Raw genomic sequence first — 18326 nt, forward strand, 5'->3', positions numbered from 1 at the left:
GTCCGCAAAGGGGGTGACGTTAGGTTTCGCGTGACAAAGTTTACGCGCGCGTCAATTTAGGTTGCAAATTCGTGAGGGAGAGTTTCGCCATGACTGCGTACCCAAACATGCTGGCCCCGCTGGATCTGGGTTTTACCACGTTGAAGAACCGCGTGCTGATGGGTTCGATGCATACAGGGCTTGAGGAAACCGGCGACTGGAACCGCGTGGCCGAGTTCTATGCCGACCGTGCGCGGGGTGGCGTGGCACTGATGGTGACGGGCGGGATTGGCCCGAACCTTGAAGGCTCGGTCCTGCCGGGTGCGTCAATGATGACCAACGACAAAGAAGTGGCGAACCATTCCATCGTGACGCAGCGGGTACACGAAGCAGGCGGCAAGATCGCGATGCAGATCCTGCACGCGGGCCGCTATGCCTATGGCCCGAAATGTGTGGCCCCCAGCCCTGTGAAGTCTCCGATCTCGCCGTTTCCGCCAAACGAGTTGGACGAAGGCGGCATCGAGAAACAGATCAGCGATATCGTCAACGCTGCCCGATTGGCCCAGAAGGCAGGTTATGACGGGGTCGAGATCATGGGCTCTGAAGGGTATTTCCTGAATCAGTTCCTTGTAACCCACACCAACAAGCGCACCGATCGTTGGGGCGGGTCGTATGAGAACCGGATGCGCCTGCCCATCGAAGTCGTACGCCGCACGCGCGAGGCGGTGGGAACGGACTTCATCATCATCTACCGCCTGTCGATGATTGACCTGATCCCCAACGGCTCGACCCATGATGAGGTGGTGGAATTAGCGCGGCGGGTCGAACAGGCCGGTGCGACGATCATCAACACCGGCATCGGTTGGCACGAGGCACGGATTCCGACGATTGCGACCAGTGTTCCCCGCGCCGCCTTTGCGTGGGTGACCAAAAAGCTGATGGGCAAGGTCTCGATCCCCGTGATCACCTCAAACCGGATCAATACACCGGAAGTGGCAGAAGAGGTTTTGGCGACAGGCTGCGCCGATATGGTCTCAATGGCCCGCCCAATGCTGGCGGATGCGGATTTCGTGAACAAAGCGATTGCCGGGGACAGCGCCAAGATCGCGCCTTGTATCGCCTGCAACCAGGCCTGCCTGGATCACACGTTCAGCGGCAAGCTGACCTCATGCCTGGTTAACCCGCGCGCCTGCCACGAGACCGAGTTGGAGATTGCCAAGGCAGATACGGTCAAGACGGTGGCTATTGTCGGTGCTGGCCCGGCTGGTCTATCCACCGCCATGACCGCCGCCCAGCGCGGCCATGAGGTCACCCTGTTCGACCGCGCCAGTGAAATTGGCGGTCAGCTGAACATGGCCAAACAGGTACCGGGTAAAGAAGAGTTCTGGGGCCTGGTCGACTGGTACCGCACCATGATGGCTGATCTGGGTGTGAAGGTGGAACTGAACCGCGAGATTAGTGCCGATGACCTGACCGGTTTTGACGAGGTGATCATCGCCACCGGTGTTACCCCGCGCGATCCGCAGATACCGGGACAGGATCGGGACAACGTCCTCAGCTATATCGACGTGCTGCGCAACAAGGCCGAGGTCGGCGCGTCCGTCGCCGTGATCGGCGCAGGCGGCATTGGTTTTGATGTGTCCGAATTCCTGATTGAAGACGGACATAGCCCCACAACCGACTTGCCCGTCTGGATGAAAGAATGGGGTGTGACCGACCCCGAGGATCACCGCTCGGGCCTGGCCCCCGAAGGCCCGCAGCCCGAGGCCCCCAAGCGGCAGATCACCCTGTTGCAGCGCAAGAAGCAGGCACACGGCAAAGGGCTGGGCAAAACTACGGGATGGATTCACCGCGCAACGCTAAAGATGAAAAACGTCAATTTCGTAGGCGGCGTGAACTATGAACGCATCGACGAGGACGGCCTGCATGTAACCTTTGGCGAAGAACGCGCTGATCCGACTGTCATCCCAGCGGATACGATTGTTCTGTGTTCTGGTCAGGTGTCTGAACGCTGCCTTGCCAACGCGCTGATCGATCGCGGCATCACCCCGCACGTGATTGGTGGCGCGGATGTAGCGGCAGAGCTGGACGCCAAGCGGGCGATCAATCAGGGCACACGGTTGGCGGCTAGCCTCTGAGTTCGTACAAAGGTTACTCGGAAAGCGCGAGCTTGACGCCCAGCGCACCAAACGCGGTTGAGAAACACCGCTTGATCCAGGTCATGACGGATGGTCGGTGAATGACATAATCCCGCGCCAGCGCCGCGCAGGCTCCGTATCCAACAAAGACCACAAAGGTCAGTGCCATGAAGGCAAGGGCGAGCTTGATCAGTTCCAGCCCTGCGTTCGCCGTACCTGCCGGTAAGAACTGTGGCAGGAAGGCCAGAAAGAACAAGGATAGTTTGGGGTTCAGAACATTGATCAAAGTTCCGGTCACCGCGATTTTGACGTGGCTTACCGAGGATTTCTCGGCATTGACCTCCAATGCGCCGCCATCTTTGAGAATCCCCCAAGCCATATAAAACAGATAAAGGACACCCAGATACTTGATGAGCTGAAACGCCAGCGCGCTGGTATGCAAAAGCGCGGCAAGCCCGATGATACTGGCAAGCGCTGCCGGAACGATTCCAATTGTACATCCAACTGCGGCCGCAAGGCTGGCGCGAAAACCGCGCCCAAGACCAACGGCCAGCGTGTATATCACACCGGTCCCCGGCAATAGCACCACAATTAGGGATGTCAGAAAAAACTCAAGCGACATGCCGCCTCCAACTTGTTCCGAGGCAGAGTTTCCGACAATCAAATTAATGTAAACCGTTTTAGCTGGCAGTTCTGGTGACTACTCCACCGTAATCGTAATCACCTCGGACACAATTGGTGTTGCATGCGGCACGTGCCCTGCATCGCCCAACACCAGTTGCAGCGTGTGTTCACCGGGGGCAAGGTCCAGCGTCACTTCGGTCTGACCGCCACCAAAATGCAGGTGATTGTCGTCTGCGGGCAAACCATAGGCCAGCTCATCCGCGCCGTCTTCGCCCTCTCCTAGCGGTGGGCGGTCAATCAGCAAATGATGGTGACCGGTGTTTTCCTTCTCGGTCCCGGCCGGGGCCACGCCCATGCCGCTAAGACCAAAGACCACCGTCACAGGGGACTTGACGGTATCCCCGTCCGCCAGATTGACGAAATAAACCTTTGCTTCGGGGTTGGATGGCGTTTCTCCACCGGCCAACGCAAGGGTTGCGGACAGGCACAGGGCAGCAAGGGCGAAAAAGGCTTTCATGATCTCCTCCGTGGTCACAAATTTGCCATTCTCATCTTAGCATATTCGCGCCAATGCCCCTAAACCCTTTGTCTTTTTTGGGGTGTAGTCACCTTGGAAACTATTGTTTCCGCGTTTCCCATCTGCAAACGATAGCAATTAAATCCCTGATATTATCCCATGTCTGCCCCGTTTCCGCCCAGATTGGGCGCCAAAGTCAGGCAGAGACAAAACACCCGGGGAACGAGTATGGACCGACTGACCGAAATGGAAGCCTTTGCCAATGTGGTGGATCAGGGTGGGTTCACCGATGCGGCCAAGAAGATGGGTATTTCTAAATCTGCAGTATCAAAGCATGTATCAAGCCTAGAGGCACGGCTGGGCGCACGATTGCTGAACCGTACCACGCGTCGGGTATCCCCGACCGAGATCGGGCTGGCCTATTACGACCGCGCGCGCCGCGTACTGAATGACGCGGGCGAAGCGGATGCGCTGGTCACCTCAATGCAATCGGCACCTTCTGGCCTGCTGCGAATCAGCGTGGCGACGGATTTCGGGGTGAACCATCTGTCGCCGGTGCTGTCGGACTTTTTGGCCGCGTACCCGGATATCACCGTGAATATGGTTCTGAACAACCGTTACGTGGAATTGATTTCCGAAGGCTTCGACGTCGCCGTACGCATTGGTGAGCTTGAGGACAGCACCCTGCGCGCACGTAAACTGACCGAAACCGTGAAACGAATGGTGGCCGCGCCCAGCTATATCGAGAAATTCGGTCGTCCGCAGAAAATCGACGATCTGAATGAACACAAGCTGCTGCATTATTCGAGCCAATCCTCGGGCAATGTCTGGAGGTTGACCGCACCGTCAGGTGAAAAAAGACAAGTGCGCACCGCCGGTTGGCTCAGCGTGAATGACGGTCAGTCGCTGTTGAACGCGGCGATCTCGGGGCTGGGGATCGCATATCTGCCCAGCTACCTATATGCCGAGGCGCTGAAATCCGGCGAGGTACTGGATGCGATGCCGTCATTGCCCGATGAGGTGCAGGGTATCTATGCCGTCTATCCACCCGGCCGCTTCACGCAGCCCAAAGTACGCGCGTTCATCGATTTCCTGGTTCAGTCCTTTGCGGAAAAAGGCCTGATGGATTGGGTGGACTGACCCGATGCTCAACAGGCTGAACAAATGAATACAGCTATTCAGACCGAGAATAGCACCGAGCACGCCGATGGCGACGCACGTCCTGCATCGTCAACAGGGTCAAAAACGCCCCCGGTTTCAGCCGTAAGCGAAATCACTGGCCTGATTGGCGTAGTCGGCCTTTTTGCAGCAACATTGGCAGCCGTCTATTTCGACACGCCGTTGTTGCAGTCCATTCAGTTGTTGTTGGCGGGTGCCGCGCTTCCGATGATTGTGTCGTCTATCCTGCTGGACAAGGCCCATTTGCGCGCCTCAACAGGATTGGATTATAGGCTCAGGAGGCACTCTTCAGATGTTGTCTCAATCACGGTAACAAAGACCCTGGGCCTTGGAGCGACCTTTTTCGTCATCGCCATGGCCTACCAGACCATTCCGACCTACGACTCGTCGAAATACGAGCTGGTTCGCGCACTGACCCTTGCGTGGTTTCCTATAATTTGGATTCTGTCCCCAGCTTATATTGCCTTCACCACCCGCCACATGGTCGAGCCGCGCGACGAGCTTTGGCACTTTGGTAAGCTGATCACCCTGCAGCTTTCCGTCGTGGATTCTGAAAAGATTAAAGACCATTGCAGGACATGGCTGGTCAAAGGGTTTTTCCTGGCCTTCATGATCACCATCCTACCGCAGATCGTCAGTTTCGTGACCAACGCGGATCTAGAGAGCTTTCTTGCCGACCCGGTGTCGCTCATCCTGCTCTTGATCCAGGTTTCCTTTCTTGTGGATGTGTGCATCGGGTCGATTGGCTATGTCTGCACGTTCCGGGTTCTCGATTCACATATTAGAACTGCGAACCCGTATCTGTCTGCCTGGGTCGCTGCGCTGGTGTGTTATCCCCCCTTCGCGTTGATGACCACTGGCGGCCCGCTCGACTATCGCGCAGGCACGCAATCATGGACGGATTGGCTGTCGGATCAGCCTGTGCTTTTGATTGTTTGGGGCGGCGTAATTCTGTTGCTTGCCATAATCTATGCCTGGGCAACCGCTGCGTTCGGGCTTCGTTTTTCGAACCTGACCCATCGCGGGATTATCACGACCGGGCCGTTTCGCTATTCCAAGCATCCTGCCTATCTGTCCAAAAACATCATGTGGTGGATGCTTTACATGCCATTTCTTTCGGCCGTCGGACCAGCGGCCGCCCTTCAAAGCTGCATTTTGTTGTTGGGGGTGAATGCACTGTATTACGCGCGCGCTAAGACGGAAGAAAAGCATCTTATGACCGACGAAGACTATCACGCCTATGCTGACTGGATCGCGGAGAATGGCCTGATTGCGCGCTTACGAAATCAACGTCGCAGTCAGAAACCCTGACGGTCAGAGCCAACCGAAGGCGATTGGTCGAAGAACAACCACAGATCGTCTTCGTTTTGTCGACAAATCGTCTCTTTTGCCAGTGATAGTGCAAGTAACAGGAAATATCTCCCCGGTGAACCTCGACGGCCCGCGCATCAGCGCGGGTCTTTTTTTCTTGATTGTCTCTTAGAAACGCTCGACCCAAGGACGCAAGGTCAGCTCGTTACTCCAGGCGGATCGGTGCTGATGTACCAAATGCATGTATTCCCGCGCGATGGCGTCCGGGTCCAACATGCTGTCGGGGTTGTCCGTGGCCTCAACCCGTTCCGGACGGGACGCATTGCGGATGCCGCCGTCGATATTGACCCACGCCACGTGGATGCCCTTGGGGTGCAACTCGCGCGCCATGGATTGCGCCAATCCGCGTTGTGCAAATTTGCCCATGGCAAAGGGTGCGGACAGCGGAAAGCCCTTGACCCCAGCCGAGGCACCGGTGAACAGAATCGTTCCGCGCCGGTTGTCCCGCATCGGCTGGTCCAGCATGCGGCGGGCAGCGGCCTGCCCTAATAAAAAGGCCCCGTGGGCCGTTACTTCAACCGCCTTGCGTACCGTTTCGGGGTCCAGATCGGTGATGGGACCACGCTGCCGGGCCGAGGGGTTGTAACAGGCCACACGCAATTCACCCGGCAGATCGGCGACCAACGCCGCCACGCCCGTGGCATCCGTACCGTCCAGCTGATGAAGCGTCGCACCCGTTTCGGCAACCAGAGGTTCCAGTTTCGCGATATCGCGCGCGGTCAAGTGCAGCGCATATCCATCCCGAGCCAAGGCCCGCGCGAATGAGGCCGACAAGCCTGCCCCCGCGCCGATGATCAATGCCTGAGGGGTTTGTGTCTGATCGGCCATGGCAGGCTCCTTCACTCTTGGTCCTCTCACTGACCTAAGTCGGTGCGATCAATTGACCAGCAATACGGCCTCAACCCGGCGATTCAGATCGCGCCCTTCGGCGGTTGCGTTTGACGTCAGCGGTGCCAGATACCCAATCCCCCGCGCCTCAAGCCGGTCGGCGGCAACCCCATGCGCCTCGATCAAACGGGTTCGCACCGCTTGCGCCCGACCCGTGCTAACCGAGATGTTAGCATCCAGCGCGCCGGTATCATCTGTGTGGCCCACCAACGCCAGCCGCGTACCCAGATTGTCGGCCAAATACCCGGCAATCAAATCCAGAGAGGCAAAGGGCCCGTCACCCAGCGTGATCTCACCGGTACGGAAATGCAGGTCGTCCAGAATCACATGCCCGTTCTGGGCCAATTCGCTCAGCAGGCCGTCCGAACCACTGACCGTTTCCTCAATCACCAGTGGCGGCGGAGCAGCGACACCAACCGGGGTGACACGGATCATCTGCACATAGCCGCTGGGCGGGTTGCGGCTGACCAGCAGGCTCAGTACCTCATCCCCGCGCGTGGCAGCCAAGAAGCGGTAATCCTGGATCGAGACATACATGTCGGGGGTCGGCACCACCTCGGTCCCGAAGCGGAAATCGAACCCGCCGCAGTTCCGAGCCTCGCATTCGAACAAGACCTCATAGCCCTGCGCGATGATCTGTTCACGCAATGGCGCCAACAACTGCAACGTGGTGCTAGAGCCCGATTGCACACGCCATGTGATGCGCTCAACCTGCCCTTCGACGTGGCGCACGGGCAGGTTGCCATCGGCAAAGGGACCAGTTGGCAGATCGTAACTGTCCAAGGGGCTGACACGGTCGCTGAGCTGGCGCGCGCCGCTAGGCAGGGTCAGGTCTTGCGCGGCAAGCGGTCCGGCCAGCAACAACAGGATCAGTAAGGCAATTCGGGTCATCGGGCCTGCGCGTGATATTCGTCATTCGGGGCCATGGCCGTAGCACTGGCAACCCGGTTCGACATGTTGAAAAATCCGGTGACATTGGCAAGATCCCAGATATCCCGGTCTGTCAGCCCGACATCCCGTAGGTGTTGGCGATCGGGCTCTTCGATCTCGGCGCTGGAAGTCGTCATTTTGGCGGCGAAATCCAGCAGCGCGCGCTGTCGCGGGTCCAATGGCGCCACACGGTAGTTCATCACCAGCATCTCACCCAGTTGTGGATCGCCCGACAATTGCCGCACCGCTGCGCCATGGGCCACAAGGCAGTAAAAGCACTTGTTGATCGCCGAAACGACCACGGCGATCATTTCCCGTTCCAGCTTGCTCAGCCCACTGTCGCCCAGCATCAGATCGTTATACGTCGCGGTAAATGCGTTCAGCTTGTCGATATCAAACGCATAGGCCCGCAGCACATTCGGTACAAAGCCCAGTTTTTCCACACAGATATCAAAATATTTCTGCGTCTCGGGCGGCAGCGGGTCCACCATCGGCAAATTCAGCGCGGTGGGCAAATTCTGGTCGGTCACGTCAGGCTCTCTCCTTGGGCAAGCTGACGGTAGTGGTATTCGCCGACAATCTCCATCCCAAGTGCGTGATAAAGCCCGTTGGCCGCAGCATTCGCCTTGGTGCAGATCACGCTGAGTGTTTCGGCACCGTTTTCCTGTGCCCAAAAGGCTGCCGCGCGCATCGCCCAGGCACCCAACCCGTGTCGCCGGTGCTGCGGCAGAACCTCAAGCGCGTGAACCATCGCAACACCGTTTTGTATCGCGACAAATACAGTACCGGCGGGCTGATCGTCGCGGCGCAGCAGTAGCCCGGTTTTCGGGCCCTTCGCCCGCTCCATCACCGCAACACGTGCCGGACCAATTCCACCCTGCGCCCAAATTTCGCGCATAATCGCAAGGGGTTCCGGTGTTGGAAAGACCATCACGCGCGGGATCGGTGTATCGGTCAGGTGAATTGCCCGGCAGGCATAGATGTTAACCGGATCCAGAACCTCATACCCGCACGCGGCAAGCTGAGCATCCAATGCCTCATCCCCCGGACGCAGACAGAACAGGCGCTTTTGCCCCATTGCCTGCATTGCAGCCTCGGCGGCGCTGATATCAGCTTCGGTCACCGGGCCCAGTGCACTGGCCGCTGACACCCGCGATCCGCCGCCCTGCCCTTGTCGCAGCTGAAACGGCCCCAGCCGTTCATAGCCCGCAGCGGGCCAGGTGCCGTCAACGATGTCGGGCCAGTTGACGCTCACAGATCAAGCTCTTTCGCCAACCGGGTGACAGCCGCGTCGATCCGCGCCCCGTCTGTGCCGCGCACAACCACGTTCGCCCCAAACACGCCGTTGATCTGGTACGGGTAGCTGCCGATGGACAGGTCCGAGAAATCTTCAGCTAAGGCGGACAGCGGTCCCGCGATATCTCCCTCACCACGTTCCACGCGCAGGGTTTGCGACAACAACGGGCTGCCACCGGTCAGGCCGGGCAACACGCTGGCAACCATCGCCTGAAACACCGAGGGCACCCCGGCCATCACATGCACGTTCTGAATGGTGAACCCCGGCGCGGTCGAAACCGGATTGTCGATCAGCGCCGCCCCGTCCGGAATGCGCGCCATACGCAGGCGGGCCGCGTTCAACTCCTGCCCGGATTTGTCATAGCGGGCCTGCAACAAAGCGCGCGCATCCTCGCGCACGTCGATAGGCGTGTCGAACGCACGGGCAATGCTGTCGGCGGTGATATCGTCATGGGTCGGGCCGATCCCACCGCTGGTAAAGACATTGTCATAGGCTTCCGACAACGCCTTGACCGCCGTTTCAATGGCGGATGCGTCGTCGCTGACAATGCGCACCTCTTTCAGATCGATGCCATGTTTGGTCAGTTCACCGGCGAGGTAATGCATATTCGCATCTCGGGTGCGGCCTGAAAGGATTTCATCCCCGATCACCAGCATTGCAGCGGTTGGATTGGCCATGGCGCGTGCCTCCCTCTTGATCGACCTTTGGAGCAGGTATAGGCCCTGAGGCATGAAATTTGAAACCCCCCTTGTCCCCGCCCGCCTGATCCGACGCTACAAACGCTTCCTGGCCGATTGCACGTTGGAGGACGGGCGCGAGGTGACCGCACACTGCGCCAATCCGGGCTCAATGATGGGTCTGGCGGAGCCGGGTGGGAAAATCTGGCTGGAGCCCAATGACGACCCGAAGAAGAAACTGAAATACGGCTGGCGTTTGGTCGATCATGAAAATGGACACTTTACCGGGGTCGACACCTCGGTTCCCAACAAAGCCCTGCGCGCGGCACTGGAAGCTGGTGAGATTCCGCAACTTGCGGCCTACAGGACCGTCCGCCCCGAGGTGAAATACGGCGAAAACAGCCGCATCGACTTTTTATTGACCCAACCGGGCCTGCCAGATGCCTATGTCGAGGTCAAAAGCGTCACCCTGTCTCGCCAACCGGGACTGGCCGAATTCCCGGACAGTGTCACCGCCCGCGGCACCAAGCATCTGGGCGAATTGGCGGAGATGGCGGCGCAGGGGCACCGCGCGATCATGCTGTATCTGGTGCAGCGCACCGATTGCGACCGGTTCGCGCTGGCCGCGGATATCGACCCAGCCTACGCGGCCGCGTTCGAGGTCGCGCAGGGGCAAGGGGTCGAGCGGCTGATTTACGGCACGCGCATTGCACCCACCGAAATCACGGTCGGCGAAAGGATTCGGGCGCAACCCGGATAAGGCCGGATTTTATCTGTTGCGCCCGTTGCCATTTCCCGGTCCGCGCGTTTGACTATGCCCGGGTCACCCGCACCAACGATTTACCAACCAGTCAGGGGAACGCACTTGGAGTCCAATCAAGAAAAGCTAGTTGCCTTGCGGCAAGATTTTCACCGCTTTCCGGAACTTGGGTTCGATGAGACACGTACCAAGGCCAAAGTAGCGGAATTTCTGCGCGACCTTGGGCTGGACGTTCACGAAGGCGTCGGCGTCGTGGGGGTGTTGAAAGCGGGTACAGGCAACCGGGCCATCGGGCTGCGCGCTGATATGGATGCCCTGCCGATTCATGAGACCAGCCAGCACGATTACCCCTCGGAGACCGATGGCGTGATGCATGCCTGTGGGCATGACGGCCACATGTCGATGTTATTGGGCGCCGCGCAGGAACTGGCTGCTGATCCCAGCTTCGATGGCACCATAGTTTTTTTGTTCCAGCCCAATGAAGAACATGGGCTCGGCGCGCGGGCGATGATTGATGAAGGGATTCTGGGACAGTTTCCGGTGGACGAGATCTATGCCATTCACAACCTTCCCGGTGCCCCTGTCGGGCAGGTATCGACGCGGACCGGGTTGATCTGTTCCTCAGAAAGCCTGTTCGAGATTGCCATCACCGGTCAGGGGGGGCATGCCTCGATGCCGCAAGCAGGGCGCGATGCGATCACCATTGGCGCGGACATGGTGCAGGCATTGCAGACCATCGTATCGCGCAAACTTGCCCCCGGTGCCGGGGCGGTGGTGTCAGTGACCGAGTTTCTGACCGATGGGCAGCGCAATGTTCTGCCGGGACAAGCGACCTTGAAAGGCGACGTACGCGCCCGCAGCCCCGAAGACCGCATCACCATCGAGGGCCTGATGCGCGAAATCGCACGCGGTGTGGCCATCGCGCACGGGGTCTCGGCCGATGTCATGTTCAACACGGAATTCATCGAAACAATTAATGCCGAGGAACCCACAAAGGCCGTTGTTCGGACCGCACGATCCATCGGCGCCGACACCATCCCTGACCGCCAGCCCATGAGCTTTTCCGAAGATTTCGCCCATTTCAGCGCGGCCGTTCCGGGCTGTTTTCTGCTGATGGGGAATGGCGAAACCGGACCGCATGGGCAACCGCTGCACTCCAGCGATTACGATTTCAATGATGAATTGCTACCCTTGGGGGTCGATTTCTGGACTGCGCTTGCGCGCGATCGTTTGCCCGCAAGGGACTGAACCGAAGCGGCCCCAATGGATGAGGGCGCAACCGGTTTCAGGCTTGCTGTTCCTCAGCATCGCCTGGCGCATCCAGAAACTCTGCCCACAACTCGGCATCCAGTCCGTTCACAAACGGCTCGAACTCATCTGTCACCGCCTGCCAGCCCCCGACCGAGGCGGCATTGACCGGCTTGCGCGCCTGTAGGTTACTGGCCGTCTTAATCGCGTTCGGGGACTTGTCCGGTGACAGCATCGCGTCCTCAAAGGACAGATCGCAGATCTGAGCCAGTTCTTTTGCGGTTTCTTCCAGATTGCCCACCAACGTTTCGTACCGAACGTCGTGAATGCGCCCGGGCAGTACCTTGTGCCAGTGCCGCATATAGCGCTGATAGCGGTTGGCCTCGGCCGCCATCCAGTCCAGGTCATGGGTGAAATACAACCCGCCCGCGCCAAAATTCGCGCGCCACATGGACAGCGCGACATCGCGCGGGTCTCGCAGCACGTTAAAAATCACGGCATTGGGGAAAGCTTGCGCAATCTCACCCAAAAAAGCGTAGTTGCCCGGTGCTTTGTCCACAAAAGCCACTGCGCCATCTGTCAATGAAGGCAGCTTACCCATGTAGAAATCGGCCAGATTATGAGCCTCGCGCCATTCGGGTGGTTGCGCTTCGGCCTGTCTGGCCCATTGGTGTACTGATGCCAGCTCACCCAAACCCTGAACAGCAGAGTGACGGCCCAGAATACGCTCGACCAGCGTGGTGCCCGACCGGGGTAGACCAACCACAAAAATCGGCCGGGTACTGCCCTTGGATGGTTTGGGCTGGGCAGCGGGCAATGGCGCAGCCAGCCGTTTATCGCATTCCTGCACGCTGCGTTCTTCCCAAGAGTCAAACCCCGCACGCTGCATCAAATGAGCCTCAGACAGGTGCTGCATTTCAAGCGGTGTGTTCTTTTCGCGGCGTGCCAGGCTGGCCGCAGCAAAGCATACCATCACAGCATCCTTAGGGTTTGGCACGCCGCGCTCCAGCGCAGCTGCGATCTGCGTCTTCAGCGTTGCGGCATCCTCGAAGGTCAGGTTGGGCAACCCCGCCATCATCTCAAGCGCCTCGGGGTGACCAGGCGCTTGCACCAGGGCTGTGCGTAGGTTCTTTAACACCTCGCCAAGCTGGCCCAAACCCAACTGAGATCTGGCAAGACGCAACAGGCCGGGAAGAAACCGCGGGTTTTTTCGAACCAGCGTATTCAACATGTCTACAGCACTATCCCATTGCTGCAACGCGTCCAGAATGTCCGCCTTCAGAATTTGCGCATTCACATTGGCGGGTTCGCGCTTCAGGACTTGTTCGATGGCTACAAGGGCCATTTCCGCTTCTTGCTCTTGCAGCAGGGCCAACGCCTGAATGAACAGCTGCGCCGGGCTGAGAGGACCACGTGCGCTGATTTTTTCCAGAAACTTCAAGGCAGCAGCCGGTTCGCCGCCTTGAATCAAGCTCAGGCCATAGTTCTGGATCAGTTCGGCATTGCCGGGGTCCAGCCGCCAAGCGCGTTCAAAATAAATCTGGGCCTGCTTGAAGTTCTGCTGCTGAATTGCGCACAGACCGGCAATTCGGGGCAACGCCGCAGCCTTAGGCCATTTCTTGGCCGCCTTGGTGGCGCGTTTAAAGGCCTGATCCAGCCGACCAGCCTGGAGAAGCGCGCTGATATTGGTGATCTCGGCCCTCAACTGGTCTGCTTTTCTTTGCATTTGCACGCCTTCTCCTGTTTCGCGCACCCGCGCAGCCTTGCTTTGTGCTAGTTGAAAATTACCTGAGGGTCTATATGCGATCAGGTACCAGACCGGGCGCGGACTTGACATTACGACCCAACGCCCTCTGGTACTTTCTGCACAAGCAGCGTAAAAGGAGTGCTGCGCGAAACATTTGGAGCCTCGCATCCATGAAAGAACATCGTGGCCGTCTGACCAAGGATGGCATCCGCATCTATGAACAGGGTGACTTTGCCGGCATGCACGCGGCAGGGGCACTGGCGGCGCGGATACTCGACGATATTGCGGATCATGTCTTTCCCGGCCAAACAACCGGTGAGATCGACCGCCTGATCACTCAGATGGTCGAGGATGCAGGCGCAACGTCGGCCACCATAGGCTACAAGGGCTATCAGCACGCAAGCTGTATCAGCGTGAATCATGTGGTCTGCCACGGCATCCCAGGCGACAAGCGCCTGAAGGATGGCGACATCCTGAATATCGACGTTACCGTCATCGTTGACGGCTGGTTCGGCGATACTTCGCGCATGTTCGTGGCCGGCAAACTGCCCCGCAAGGCAGAGCGTCTGATTCAGGTGACCCATGATGCGCTGTTCAAAGGCATTGAGATGGTCAAGCCGGGCAACACCTTCGGCGATATCGGCCACGCGATTCAGGCTTATGTCGAGGCGCACCGGATGAGCGTTGTCCGCGATTTCTGTGGCCACGGGTTGGGTCGTGTGTTCCACGCCCCGCCCAACGTGCTGCACTATGGCCGTCCGGGGACCGGAGCGAAGCTGGAAGAAGGCATGTTCTTCACCATCGAGCCGATGGTCAATCTGGGCCGCCCCGAGACCAAAACGCTGGCCGATGACTGGACCGCCGTGACCCGTGACAAGTCACTATCGGCGCAGTTCGAACATTCGGTGGGTGTCACGGCAGATGGGGTTGAGATCTTTACCCTGTCACCGGGCAACAAGTTTCACCCAACCTATTCGTCCTGATTGACGGCCTGATCGCGCAATAGCTTCAGCAGCAATGTCTCATCCCTCCACGGCGTTACTGCGTCATGGATGAATACCGGCGCGCGCATGGGATTGCGTTCGGGGCCGGTAGTCGATTCCGTATCCTTTGAAAGGGTCCAGATCGGGGGATTTAAGGTACGGTCCATGCCCCGAATGCTAGCACGCCCGGGTCAGATTCCCAAAAGCGTCGGAACCTCGGCCATATCGGTAAAGACTTCGGCCCCAAGTTCTGCCAGCTTCTCGCCCTGCCCATGCGGCGCGTAGGCCAGACAGCGCATGCCCGCGCGTTTGGCTGCCATTACGCCGTTCTGGCTGTCTTCGATCACCACTGGTGCGGTGGCCCCGAATTGATCGGCGGCCGTCTGGAACATGACCGGATAAGGCTTGGCGGTTCCCAAGACATGGGCGGAGTACATTGCGCCGCTAAAACGCTCCCACAAACCGTTCTGGCCCAGAGTGATCTGCATTTTGTCGGGACTTCCATTTGACGCCACACAGAAGGGGATGCCCTTGGCATCCAGCGCGGTCAGCAGTTCCGGAATACCCGAAACCAGATCCACGCCCTGCCGCAAACGATCATAGGTTTCTGCATAAACCTCATCGACCCAATCTTCGGGCAGGTTTGCGCCCAGCGCGCGGGCCTTGTCGCGCACTCCGGTCATTGTACCCCCAAGAAAGAACGCAACACTGTCTTCCAGCGTCAAGTTCAGCCCATACCGTCCAAGATTGTCGACCAGCACCTGATTGGACAGCGGTTCACTGTCCACAAGAACACCGTCGCAATCGAAAATGACCAGATCGTGCATGCCTGCCCTCTTTGTTTTGCACTGTGCCTAGCCAACCGTGCGCGCAGGTGCAAACCGGGTGTCAGCAGAACCTTGCCCGCAGGGTTTCAGCCTGAAACATTTCGCCACATCAACGAGATATGCGTGTCACCGTATTTCCGGCTGTCCTGCAGGTCGAACCCCTGCGGCGCTGCCATGGGGCTGTTTTCCTCCCACACGATCAGCGCGTCGTCGGCAATCCAGCCATGGGACAGGGCAGCGATGGCCTTTTGCCCCATGGATTTTCCATAAGGCGGATCCAGAAAGATCAGATCATAGGGCGCACCCGGATTTTCGCCCAGCCGCGTGGCGTCCCGGCGGATCAAGGTGGTGCGGTCGGCGCTGCGGGTCAGGTCGATATTCTTGCGGATCAGCCCCTGCGCCACCCGCCCGTCATCCACAAAGGTCACCCGTGCAGCGCCGCGCGACAGCGCCTCAAGCCCCAGCGCGCCGGTTCCGGCAAACAGGTCCAGAACGCGCAGCCCGTCAAAGTCGATCTGATGACCCAACACGTTGAACAGGCTTTCGCGCACCCGGTCGGTGGTGGGGCGCAGATGTGCGCCCGCATCCCCCTTGCCGACCGACGCCAAGGCCCGGCCCCGGAATTCTCCGGCGATGATCCTCACGCCTTGAGCAGCGGTTTCAGGTCCGCGTCAGGATCAGCTACGATAGCAGGATCAGCCGTTTTGCCCGCTTCGATCAGGCGCTTGCCAACCATATAAGCGCGCGGATCATTCATCGCATCCACCGCGATCAGTTGATCGCCGTGGTAGTACCAGAAGGACACGGTCTGACCGTCACCCTGACGGGTCACCACGCGGTCATAGCCGGTGTTCAGGCCCGCGATCTGCAGTTTGACGTCATATTGATCCGACCAGAACCACGGCGTCGCCACATAGTCCTTGGCCGCGCCCACCATGTTCTGGGCCACGATCTCGGCCTGATCAATCGCGTTCGGCACGCTTTCCAGACGAATACGGGCATCGCCATGTGGGAAGGACGCGCAGTCGCCTGCCGCCCAGATCGACGGATCAGACGTACGGCCATGGGCATCGGTCTTGATGCCGTTGTCCAGTTCCAGACTGGCCATCTCGGCCAGTTGGGTTGATGGGACGATGCCCACACCAACGACAACAAAATCGACCTCGATCTCGGTGCCATCGGTCAGAACCGCACCAACCACCTTGCCGTTGTCGCCCACCAGACGATCCAGCCCGACACCTTCGCGGATATCGGCGCCATATTCACTGTGCAATGCGCGGAAGTAATCGCTGGTCTCGGGCGCAGCGACCCGTTGCAGGATGCGGTCGGCCATTTCGACCAAAGTCACCTTGACCCCGCGCTTGGCGCAGACTGCCGCGGCCTCCAGCCCGATATAGCCGCCGCCCACGATCAGGGCGCGCGCGCCGTCTTTCACGCGGGGCTCCATCTCGTCGATATGGGCCAGATCGCGTACTACGTGGACACCTTCAAGATCACCGCCAATCGCGGCAGGCAGGTAGCGCGGGTCCGACCCGGTGGTCAGGGCCAGTTCGTCATATGCGATGACCTCATCCCCTACGGTCACGGTTTTGGCCTGCGGATCAATCGCCGTCACGCGCTGACCCAAACGTAGGGTGATATTGTTCTCGGCATAGAAGCTTTCGGGCCGCAGGAACAGGCGCTCCAGCTCCATTTCACCCAGCAGATAAGCCTTTGACAGCGGCGGGCGCTGATAAGGCAGATGCGGCTCGGCCCCGATCAGAGTGACGTCCCCTTCGAACCCGTCTTTGCGCAGCCTGGCAACAAGCGACGACCCCGCCTGCCCGGCACCGATGACGACAATATGGCTCATGTTCCTCCCACCGTGTCGAATTCCCGTGGTCTCATCCACGCGACCACCTATATTGCGGCTGAGCCCGACTCTGCAAATCCAAACGACAGGAGCTTAAAAAATGATTTCAACAGGTGAGACACTGCCCGACGCCACACTGACGCAACTGGGCGCAGACGGCCCCGAAGAGGTGCGGATTTCAGACAAAACCAAAGGGCGCAAAGTGGTGATCTTTGCGGTGCCCGGAGCATACACGCCGACCTGCAGTTCGGCCCATGTGCCCAGCTTCATTCGCACCAAAGACCAGTTTACCGCCAATGGCGTGGATGAGATCATCTGCGTTTCGGTCAACGACCCGTTTGTTATGAAAGCCTGGGGCGAGGCCACAGGCGCGGCCGATGCAGGCCTGACCATGCTGGGCGATGCCTCAGCCGAATTCACCAAGGCCATTGGCATGGAATTCGACGCCCCGCCCGCCGGACTGTATGCCCGGTCCAAACGCTATGCCATGCTGGTCGAAGACGGCAAGGTCACTGCGCTGAACCTGGAAGAAAGCCCCGGCACCTGCGAGATTTCAGCAGGCGAAACTCTGCTGGACGCGATCTGATCCTGCGCGCGGCCCCGGGTCACCTCGGGGCCGCAAACGCATTTAACTTGATGCAACGCCCTGATCAGCCAATAGTTGTGGCATACAATCAGGGAGTTCATTGATGAAACTGAAAGTATTCACTCTATTACTGGGCACAGCGGGGGCATTGGCCGCCTGCGGCCCGGCACCCACCCCTCAGCAACAGGCGGCGCGGCAGCATGAAATCGCATGTCTCAGCGGATCACTGGGCGGTGCATTGATCGGCGGCGCGATCGGCAACCAATTCGGTGGCGGATCAGGTAAATCCATCCTGACTGCGGCAGGCGCAGCCGCTGGCGCGATTGAAGGCAACAGATACGCATGCTGAGGAGAGCCGAGATGACACGTGGAATTTTGATTGCTGCGGCCCTTATACTGGCCGGTGCGGCCACAGCCGAGACCGTGGGCGAGTTGCATGAAAACGAACTGAAGGCCATCGACAAGAACAATGACGGCTTCTTGTCCCGCGATGAGTTCGATGCCTTTTCCGATTATGCCTTTCAGGAAATGGATGACGACAAGAACGGCACGCTGGGATTGGACGAAGCCAAGCCGTTTCTGGACATAAAACAGTTTCAGGACGTTGACCGCGATAATGACGACTTTATCTCTCGGGCGGAATACGACGCGCAGATGAACGACGATTTCAATGCGGCGGATAAAAACGGCAACGGTCACCTGGACTAGCAACAGGAGCGCACG

General features: G+C 59.0%; 21 protein-coding genes. 9 read left to right on the plus strand and 12 right to left on the minus strand.

The genetic code is table 11. The annotated features are described in order from the left end of the window. Positions 1-89: 89 nt before the first annotated feature. On the plus strand, positions 90-2117 hold the full coding sequence (locus GOX21_RS06105) for an NADPH-dependent 2,4-dienoyl-CoA reductase (RefSeq protein WP_170376219.1): 2028 nt from the start codon (positions 90-92) through the stop codon (positions 2115-2117). A 13-nt stretch (positions 2118-2130) separates the two neighbouring features. Here GOX21_RS06105 and GOX21_RS06110 read toward each other — a convergent pair whose 3' ends face one another. Both GOX21_RS06110 and GOX21_RS06115 read right to left on the minus strand, forming a co-directional pair. Beyond that, positions 2131-2739, minus strand: a complete 609-nt coding sequence (locus tag GOX21_RS06110; protein ID WP_170349778.1) for a LysE family translocator — start codon at positions 2737-2739, stop codon at positions 2131-2133. A gap of 78 nt (positions 2740-2817) precedes the next feature. Further along, on the minus strand, positions 2818-3258 hold the full coding sequence (locus tag GOX21_RS06115) for a DUF4399 domain-containing protein (protein WP_170376221.1): 441 nt from the start codon (positions 3256-3258) through the stop codon (positions 2818-2820). 228 nt (positions 3259-3486) lie between these two features. Between GOX21_RS06115 and GOX21_RS06120 the strand changes: the two genes are divergently transcribed. Both GOX21_RS06120 and GOX21_RS06125 read left to right on the plus strand, forming a co-directional pair. Beyond that, positions 3487-4398 carry a LysR family transcriptional regulator gene (locus tag GOX21_RS06120; RefSeq protein ID WP_170349776.1) on the plus strand — a complete coding sequence of 304 codons (912 nt, stop codon included), beginning with the start codon at positions 3487-3489 and terminating at the stop codon, positions 4396-4398. 24 nt (positions 4399-4422) lie between these two features. After that, positions 4423-5748: a methyltransferase family protein gene (locus tag GOX21_RS06125; RefSeq protein ID WP_170376222.1), complete on the plus strand. Its 1326-nt coding sequence runs from the start codon at positions 4423-4425 to the stop codon at positions 5746-5748. A gap of 168 nt (positions 5749-5916) precedes the next feature. On the opposite strand, the gene GOX21_RS06130 is transcribed toward GOX21_RS06125, so the two are convergent. Genes GOX21_RS06130 through GOX21_RS06150 form a run of 5 tightly spaced genes read right to left on the minus strand, consistent with a single transcriptional unit; the run spans position 5917 to position 9600 of the window. Further along, positions 5917-6636 (minus strand): SDR family NAD(P)-dependent oxidoreductase, encoded by a 720-nt coding sequence (locus GOX21_RS06130; RefSeq protein ID WP_170376224.1) that lies wholly within the window; start codon positions 6634-6636, stop codon positions 5917-5919. A gap of 48 nt (positions 6637-6684) precedes the next feature. Then, positions 6685-7587: an OmpA family protein gene (locus tag GOX21_RS06135; RefSeq protein ID WP_170376226.1), complete on the minus strand. Its 903-nt coding sequence runs from the start codon at positions 7585-7587 to the stop codon at positions 6685-6687. Further along, positions 7584-8156 (minus strand): peroxidase-related enzyme, encoded by a 573-nt coding sequence (locus GOX21_RS06140; RefSeq protein ID WP_170376228.1) that lies wholly within the window; start codon positions 8154-8156, stop codon positions 7584-7586. Before GOX21_RS06140 ends, GOX21_RS06135 begins: the two co-directional genes overlap by 4 nt. After that, positions 8153-8881 (minus strand): GNAT family N-acetyltransferase, encoded by a 729-nt coding sequence (locus GOX21_RS06145; RefSeq protein WP_170376230.1) that lies wholly within the window; start codon positions 8879-8881, stop codon positions 8153-8155. The genes GOX21_RS06140 and GOX21_RS06145 overlap by 4 nt, the downstream gene beginning before the upstream one ends. Continuing rightward, positions 8878-9600: a competence/damage-inducible protein A gene (locus GOX21_RS06150; protein ID WP_170349770.1), complete on the minus strand. Its 723-nt coding sequence runs from the start codon at positions 9598-9600 to the stop codon at positions 8878-8880. The genes GOX21_RS06145 and GOX21_RS06150 overlap by 4 nt, the downstream gene beginning before the upstream one ends. Positions 9601-9652: 52 nt before the next feature. Between GOX21_RS06150 and sfsA the strand changes: the two genes are divergently transcribed. Next, positions 9653-10360 (plus strand): DNA/RNA nuclease SfsA, encoded by a 708-nt coding sequence (sfsA, locus tag GOX21_RS06155; RefSeq protein ID WP_170376232.1) that lies wholly within the window; start codon positions 9653-9655, stop codon positions 10358-10360. A gap of 105 nt (positions 10361-10465) precedes the next feature. Next, complete coding sequence (locus tag GOX21_RS06160) at positions 10466-11608, plus strand: amidohydrolase (protein ID WP_254428476.1); 1143 nt, start codon at positions 10466-10468, stop codon at positions 11606-11608. Between the two features lie 37 nt (positions 11609-11645). Here GOX21_RS06160 and GOX21_RS06165 read toward each other — a convergent pair whose 3' ends face one another. Continuing rightward, positions 11646-13334 carry a tetratricopeptide repeat-containing sulfotransferase family protein gene (locus GOX21_RS06165; RefSeq protein WP_170376236.1) on the minus strand — a complete coding sequence of 563 codons (1689 nt, stop codon included), beginning with the start codon at positions 13332-13334 and terminating at the stop codon, positions 11646-11648. Positions 13335-13525: 191 nt separating this feature from the next. Here GOX21_RS06165 and map point away from each other — a divergent pair, with 191 nt between their 5' ends. Continuing rightward, complete coding sequence (gene map, locus GOX21_RS06170) at positions 13526-14338, plus strand: type I methionyl aminopeptidase (RefSeq protein ID WP_170349766.1); 813 nt, start codon at positions 13526-13528, stop codon at positions 14336-14338. Here the strand turns inward: map and GOX21_RS06175 are convergent. The 4 genes from GOX21_RS06175 to GOX21_RS06190 form a co-directional block, all read right to left on the minus strand. Continuing rightward, on the minus strand, positions 14326-14505 hold the full coding sequence (locus GOX21_RS06175; RefSeq protein WP_170349765.1) for a hypothetical protein: 180 nt from the start codon (positions 14503-14505) through the stop codon (positions 14326-14328). The genes map and GOX21_RS06175 overlap by 13 nt on opposite strands. Positions 14506-14529: 24 nt before the next feature. Next, a complete protein-coding gene (locus GOX21_RS06180; RefSeq protein WP_170376238.1) occupies positions 14530-15165 on the minus strand; it encodes an HAD family hydrolase in 636 nt (211 codons plus the stop codon). 86 nt (positions 15166-15251) lie between these two features. Next, the gene (rsmD, locus tag GOX21_RS06185; protein ID WP_170376240.1) at positions 15252-15809 is read right to left on the minus strand and encodes a 16S rRNA (guanine(966)-N(2))-methyltransferase RsmD; all 558 of its coding nucleotides are present in this window, start codon (positions 15807-15809) and stop codon (positions 15252-15254) included. Beyond that, positions 15806-17017, minus strand: a complete 1212-nt coding sequence (locus tag GOX21_RS06190; RefSeq protein WP_170376242.1) for an NAD(P)/FAD-dependent oxidoreductase — start codon at positions 17015-17017, stop codon at positions 15806-15808. The genes rsmD and GOX21_RS06190 overlap by 4 nt, the downstream gene beginning before the upstream one ends. A gap of 100 nt (positions 17018-17117) precedes the next feature. Between GOX21_RS06190 and GOX21_RS06195 the strand changes: the two genes are divergently transcribed. From GOX21_RS06195 to GOX21_RS06205, 3 genes are all read left to right on the plus strand, one after another. Beyond that, on the plus strand, positions 17118-17603 hold the full coding sequence (locus GOX21_RS06195; RefSeq protein WP_170349761.1) for a peroxiredoxin: 486 nt from the start codon (positions 17118-17120) through the stop codon (positions 17601-17603). 103 nt (positions 17604-17706) lie between these two features. Continuing rightward, on the plus strand, positions 17707-17952 hold the full coding sequence (locus GOX21_RS06200) for a glycine zipper 2TM domain-containing protein (RefSeq protein ID WP_058282649.1): 246 nt from the start codon (positions 17707-17709) through the stop codon (positions 17950-17952). Positions 17953-17963: 11 nt separating this feature from the next. Then, the gene (locus GOX21_RS06205) at positions 17964-18311 is read left to right on the plus strand and encodes a hypothetical protein (protein ID WP_254428477.1); all 348 of its coding nucleotides are present in this window, start codon (positions 17964-17966) and stop codon (positions 18309-18311) included. Positions 18312-18326 lie beyond the last annotated feature (15 nt).

This window comes from Ruegeria atlantica, from assembly GCF_013032005.1.
In the GTDB taxonomy this organism is placed as follows: Bacteria; Pseudomonadota; Alphaproteobacteria; order Rhodobacterales; family Rhodobacteraceae; genus Ruegeria; species Ruegeria atlantica_A.

Coding starts and splice junctions, on each gene's coding strand:
- GOX21_RS06105 (WP_170376219.1), top strand. CDS start 90: ATGACTGCGTACCCAAACATGCTGGCCCCGCTGGATCTGGGTTTTACC.
- GOX21_RS06110 (WP_170349778.1), bottom strand. CDS start 2,739: ATGTCGCTTGAGTTTTTTCTGACATCCCTAATTGTGGTGCTATTGCCG.
- GOX21_RS06115 (WP_170376221.1), bottom strand. CDS start 3,258: ATGAAAGCCTTTTTCGCCCTTGCTGCCCTGTGCCTGTCCGCAACCCTT.
- GOX21_RS06120 (WP_170349776.1), top strand. CDS start 3,487: ATGGACCGACTGACCGAAATGGAAGCCTTTGCCAATGTGGTGGATCAG.
- GOX21_RS06125 (WP_170376222.1), top strand. CDS start 4,423: ATGAATACAGCTATTCAGACCGAGAATAGCACCGAGCACGCCGATGGC.
- GOX21_RS06130 (WP_170376224.1), bottom strand. CDS start 6,636: ATGGCCGATCAGACACAAACCCCTCAGGCATTGATCATCGGCGCGGGG.
- GOX21_RS06135 (WP_170376226.1), bottom strand. CDS start 7,587: ATGACCCGAATTGCCTTACTGATCCTGTTGTTGCTGGCCGGACCGCTT.
- GOX21_RS06150 (WP_170349770.1), bottom strand. CDS start 9,600: ATGGCCAATCCAACCGCTGCAATGCTGGTGATCGGGGATGAAATCCTT.
- sfsA (WP_170376232.1), top strand. CDS start 9,653: ATGAAATTTGAAACCCCCCTTGTCCCCGCCCGCCTGATCCGACGCTAC.
- GOX21_RS06165 (WP_170376236.1), bottom strand. CDS start 13,334: ATGCAAAGAAAAGCAGACCAGTTGAGGGCCGAGATCACCAATATCAGC.
- map (WP_170349766.1), top strand. CDS start 13,526: ATGAAAGAACATCGTGGCCGTCTGACCAAGGATGGCATCCGCATCTAT.
- GOX21_RS06175 (WP_170349765.1), bottom strand. CDS start 14,505: ATGGACCGTACCTTAAATCCCCCGATCTGGACCCTTTCAAAGGATACG.
- GOX21_RS06180 (WP_170376238.1), bottom strand. CDS start 15,165: ATGCACGATCTGGTCATTTTCGATTGCGACGGTGTTCTTGTGGACAGT.
- GOX21_RS06190 (WP_170376242.1), bottom strand. CDS start 17,017: ATGAGCCATATTGTCGTCATCGGTGCCGGGCAGGCGGGGTCGTCGCTT.
- GOX21_RS06195 (WP_170349761.1), top strand. CDS start 17,118: ATGATTTCAACAGGTGAGACACTGCCCGACGCCACACTGACGCAACTG.
- GOX21_RS06200 (WP_058282649.1), top strand. CDS start 17,707: ATGAAACTGAAAGTATTCACTCTATTACTGGGCACAGCGGGGGCATTG.
- GOX21_RS06205 (WP_254428477.1), top strand. CDS start 17,964: ATGACACGTGGAATTTTGATTGCTGCGGCCCTTATACTGGCCGGTGCG.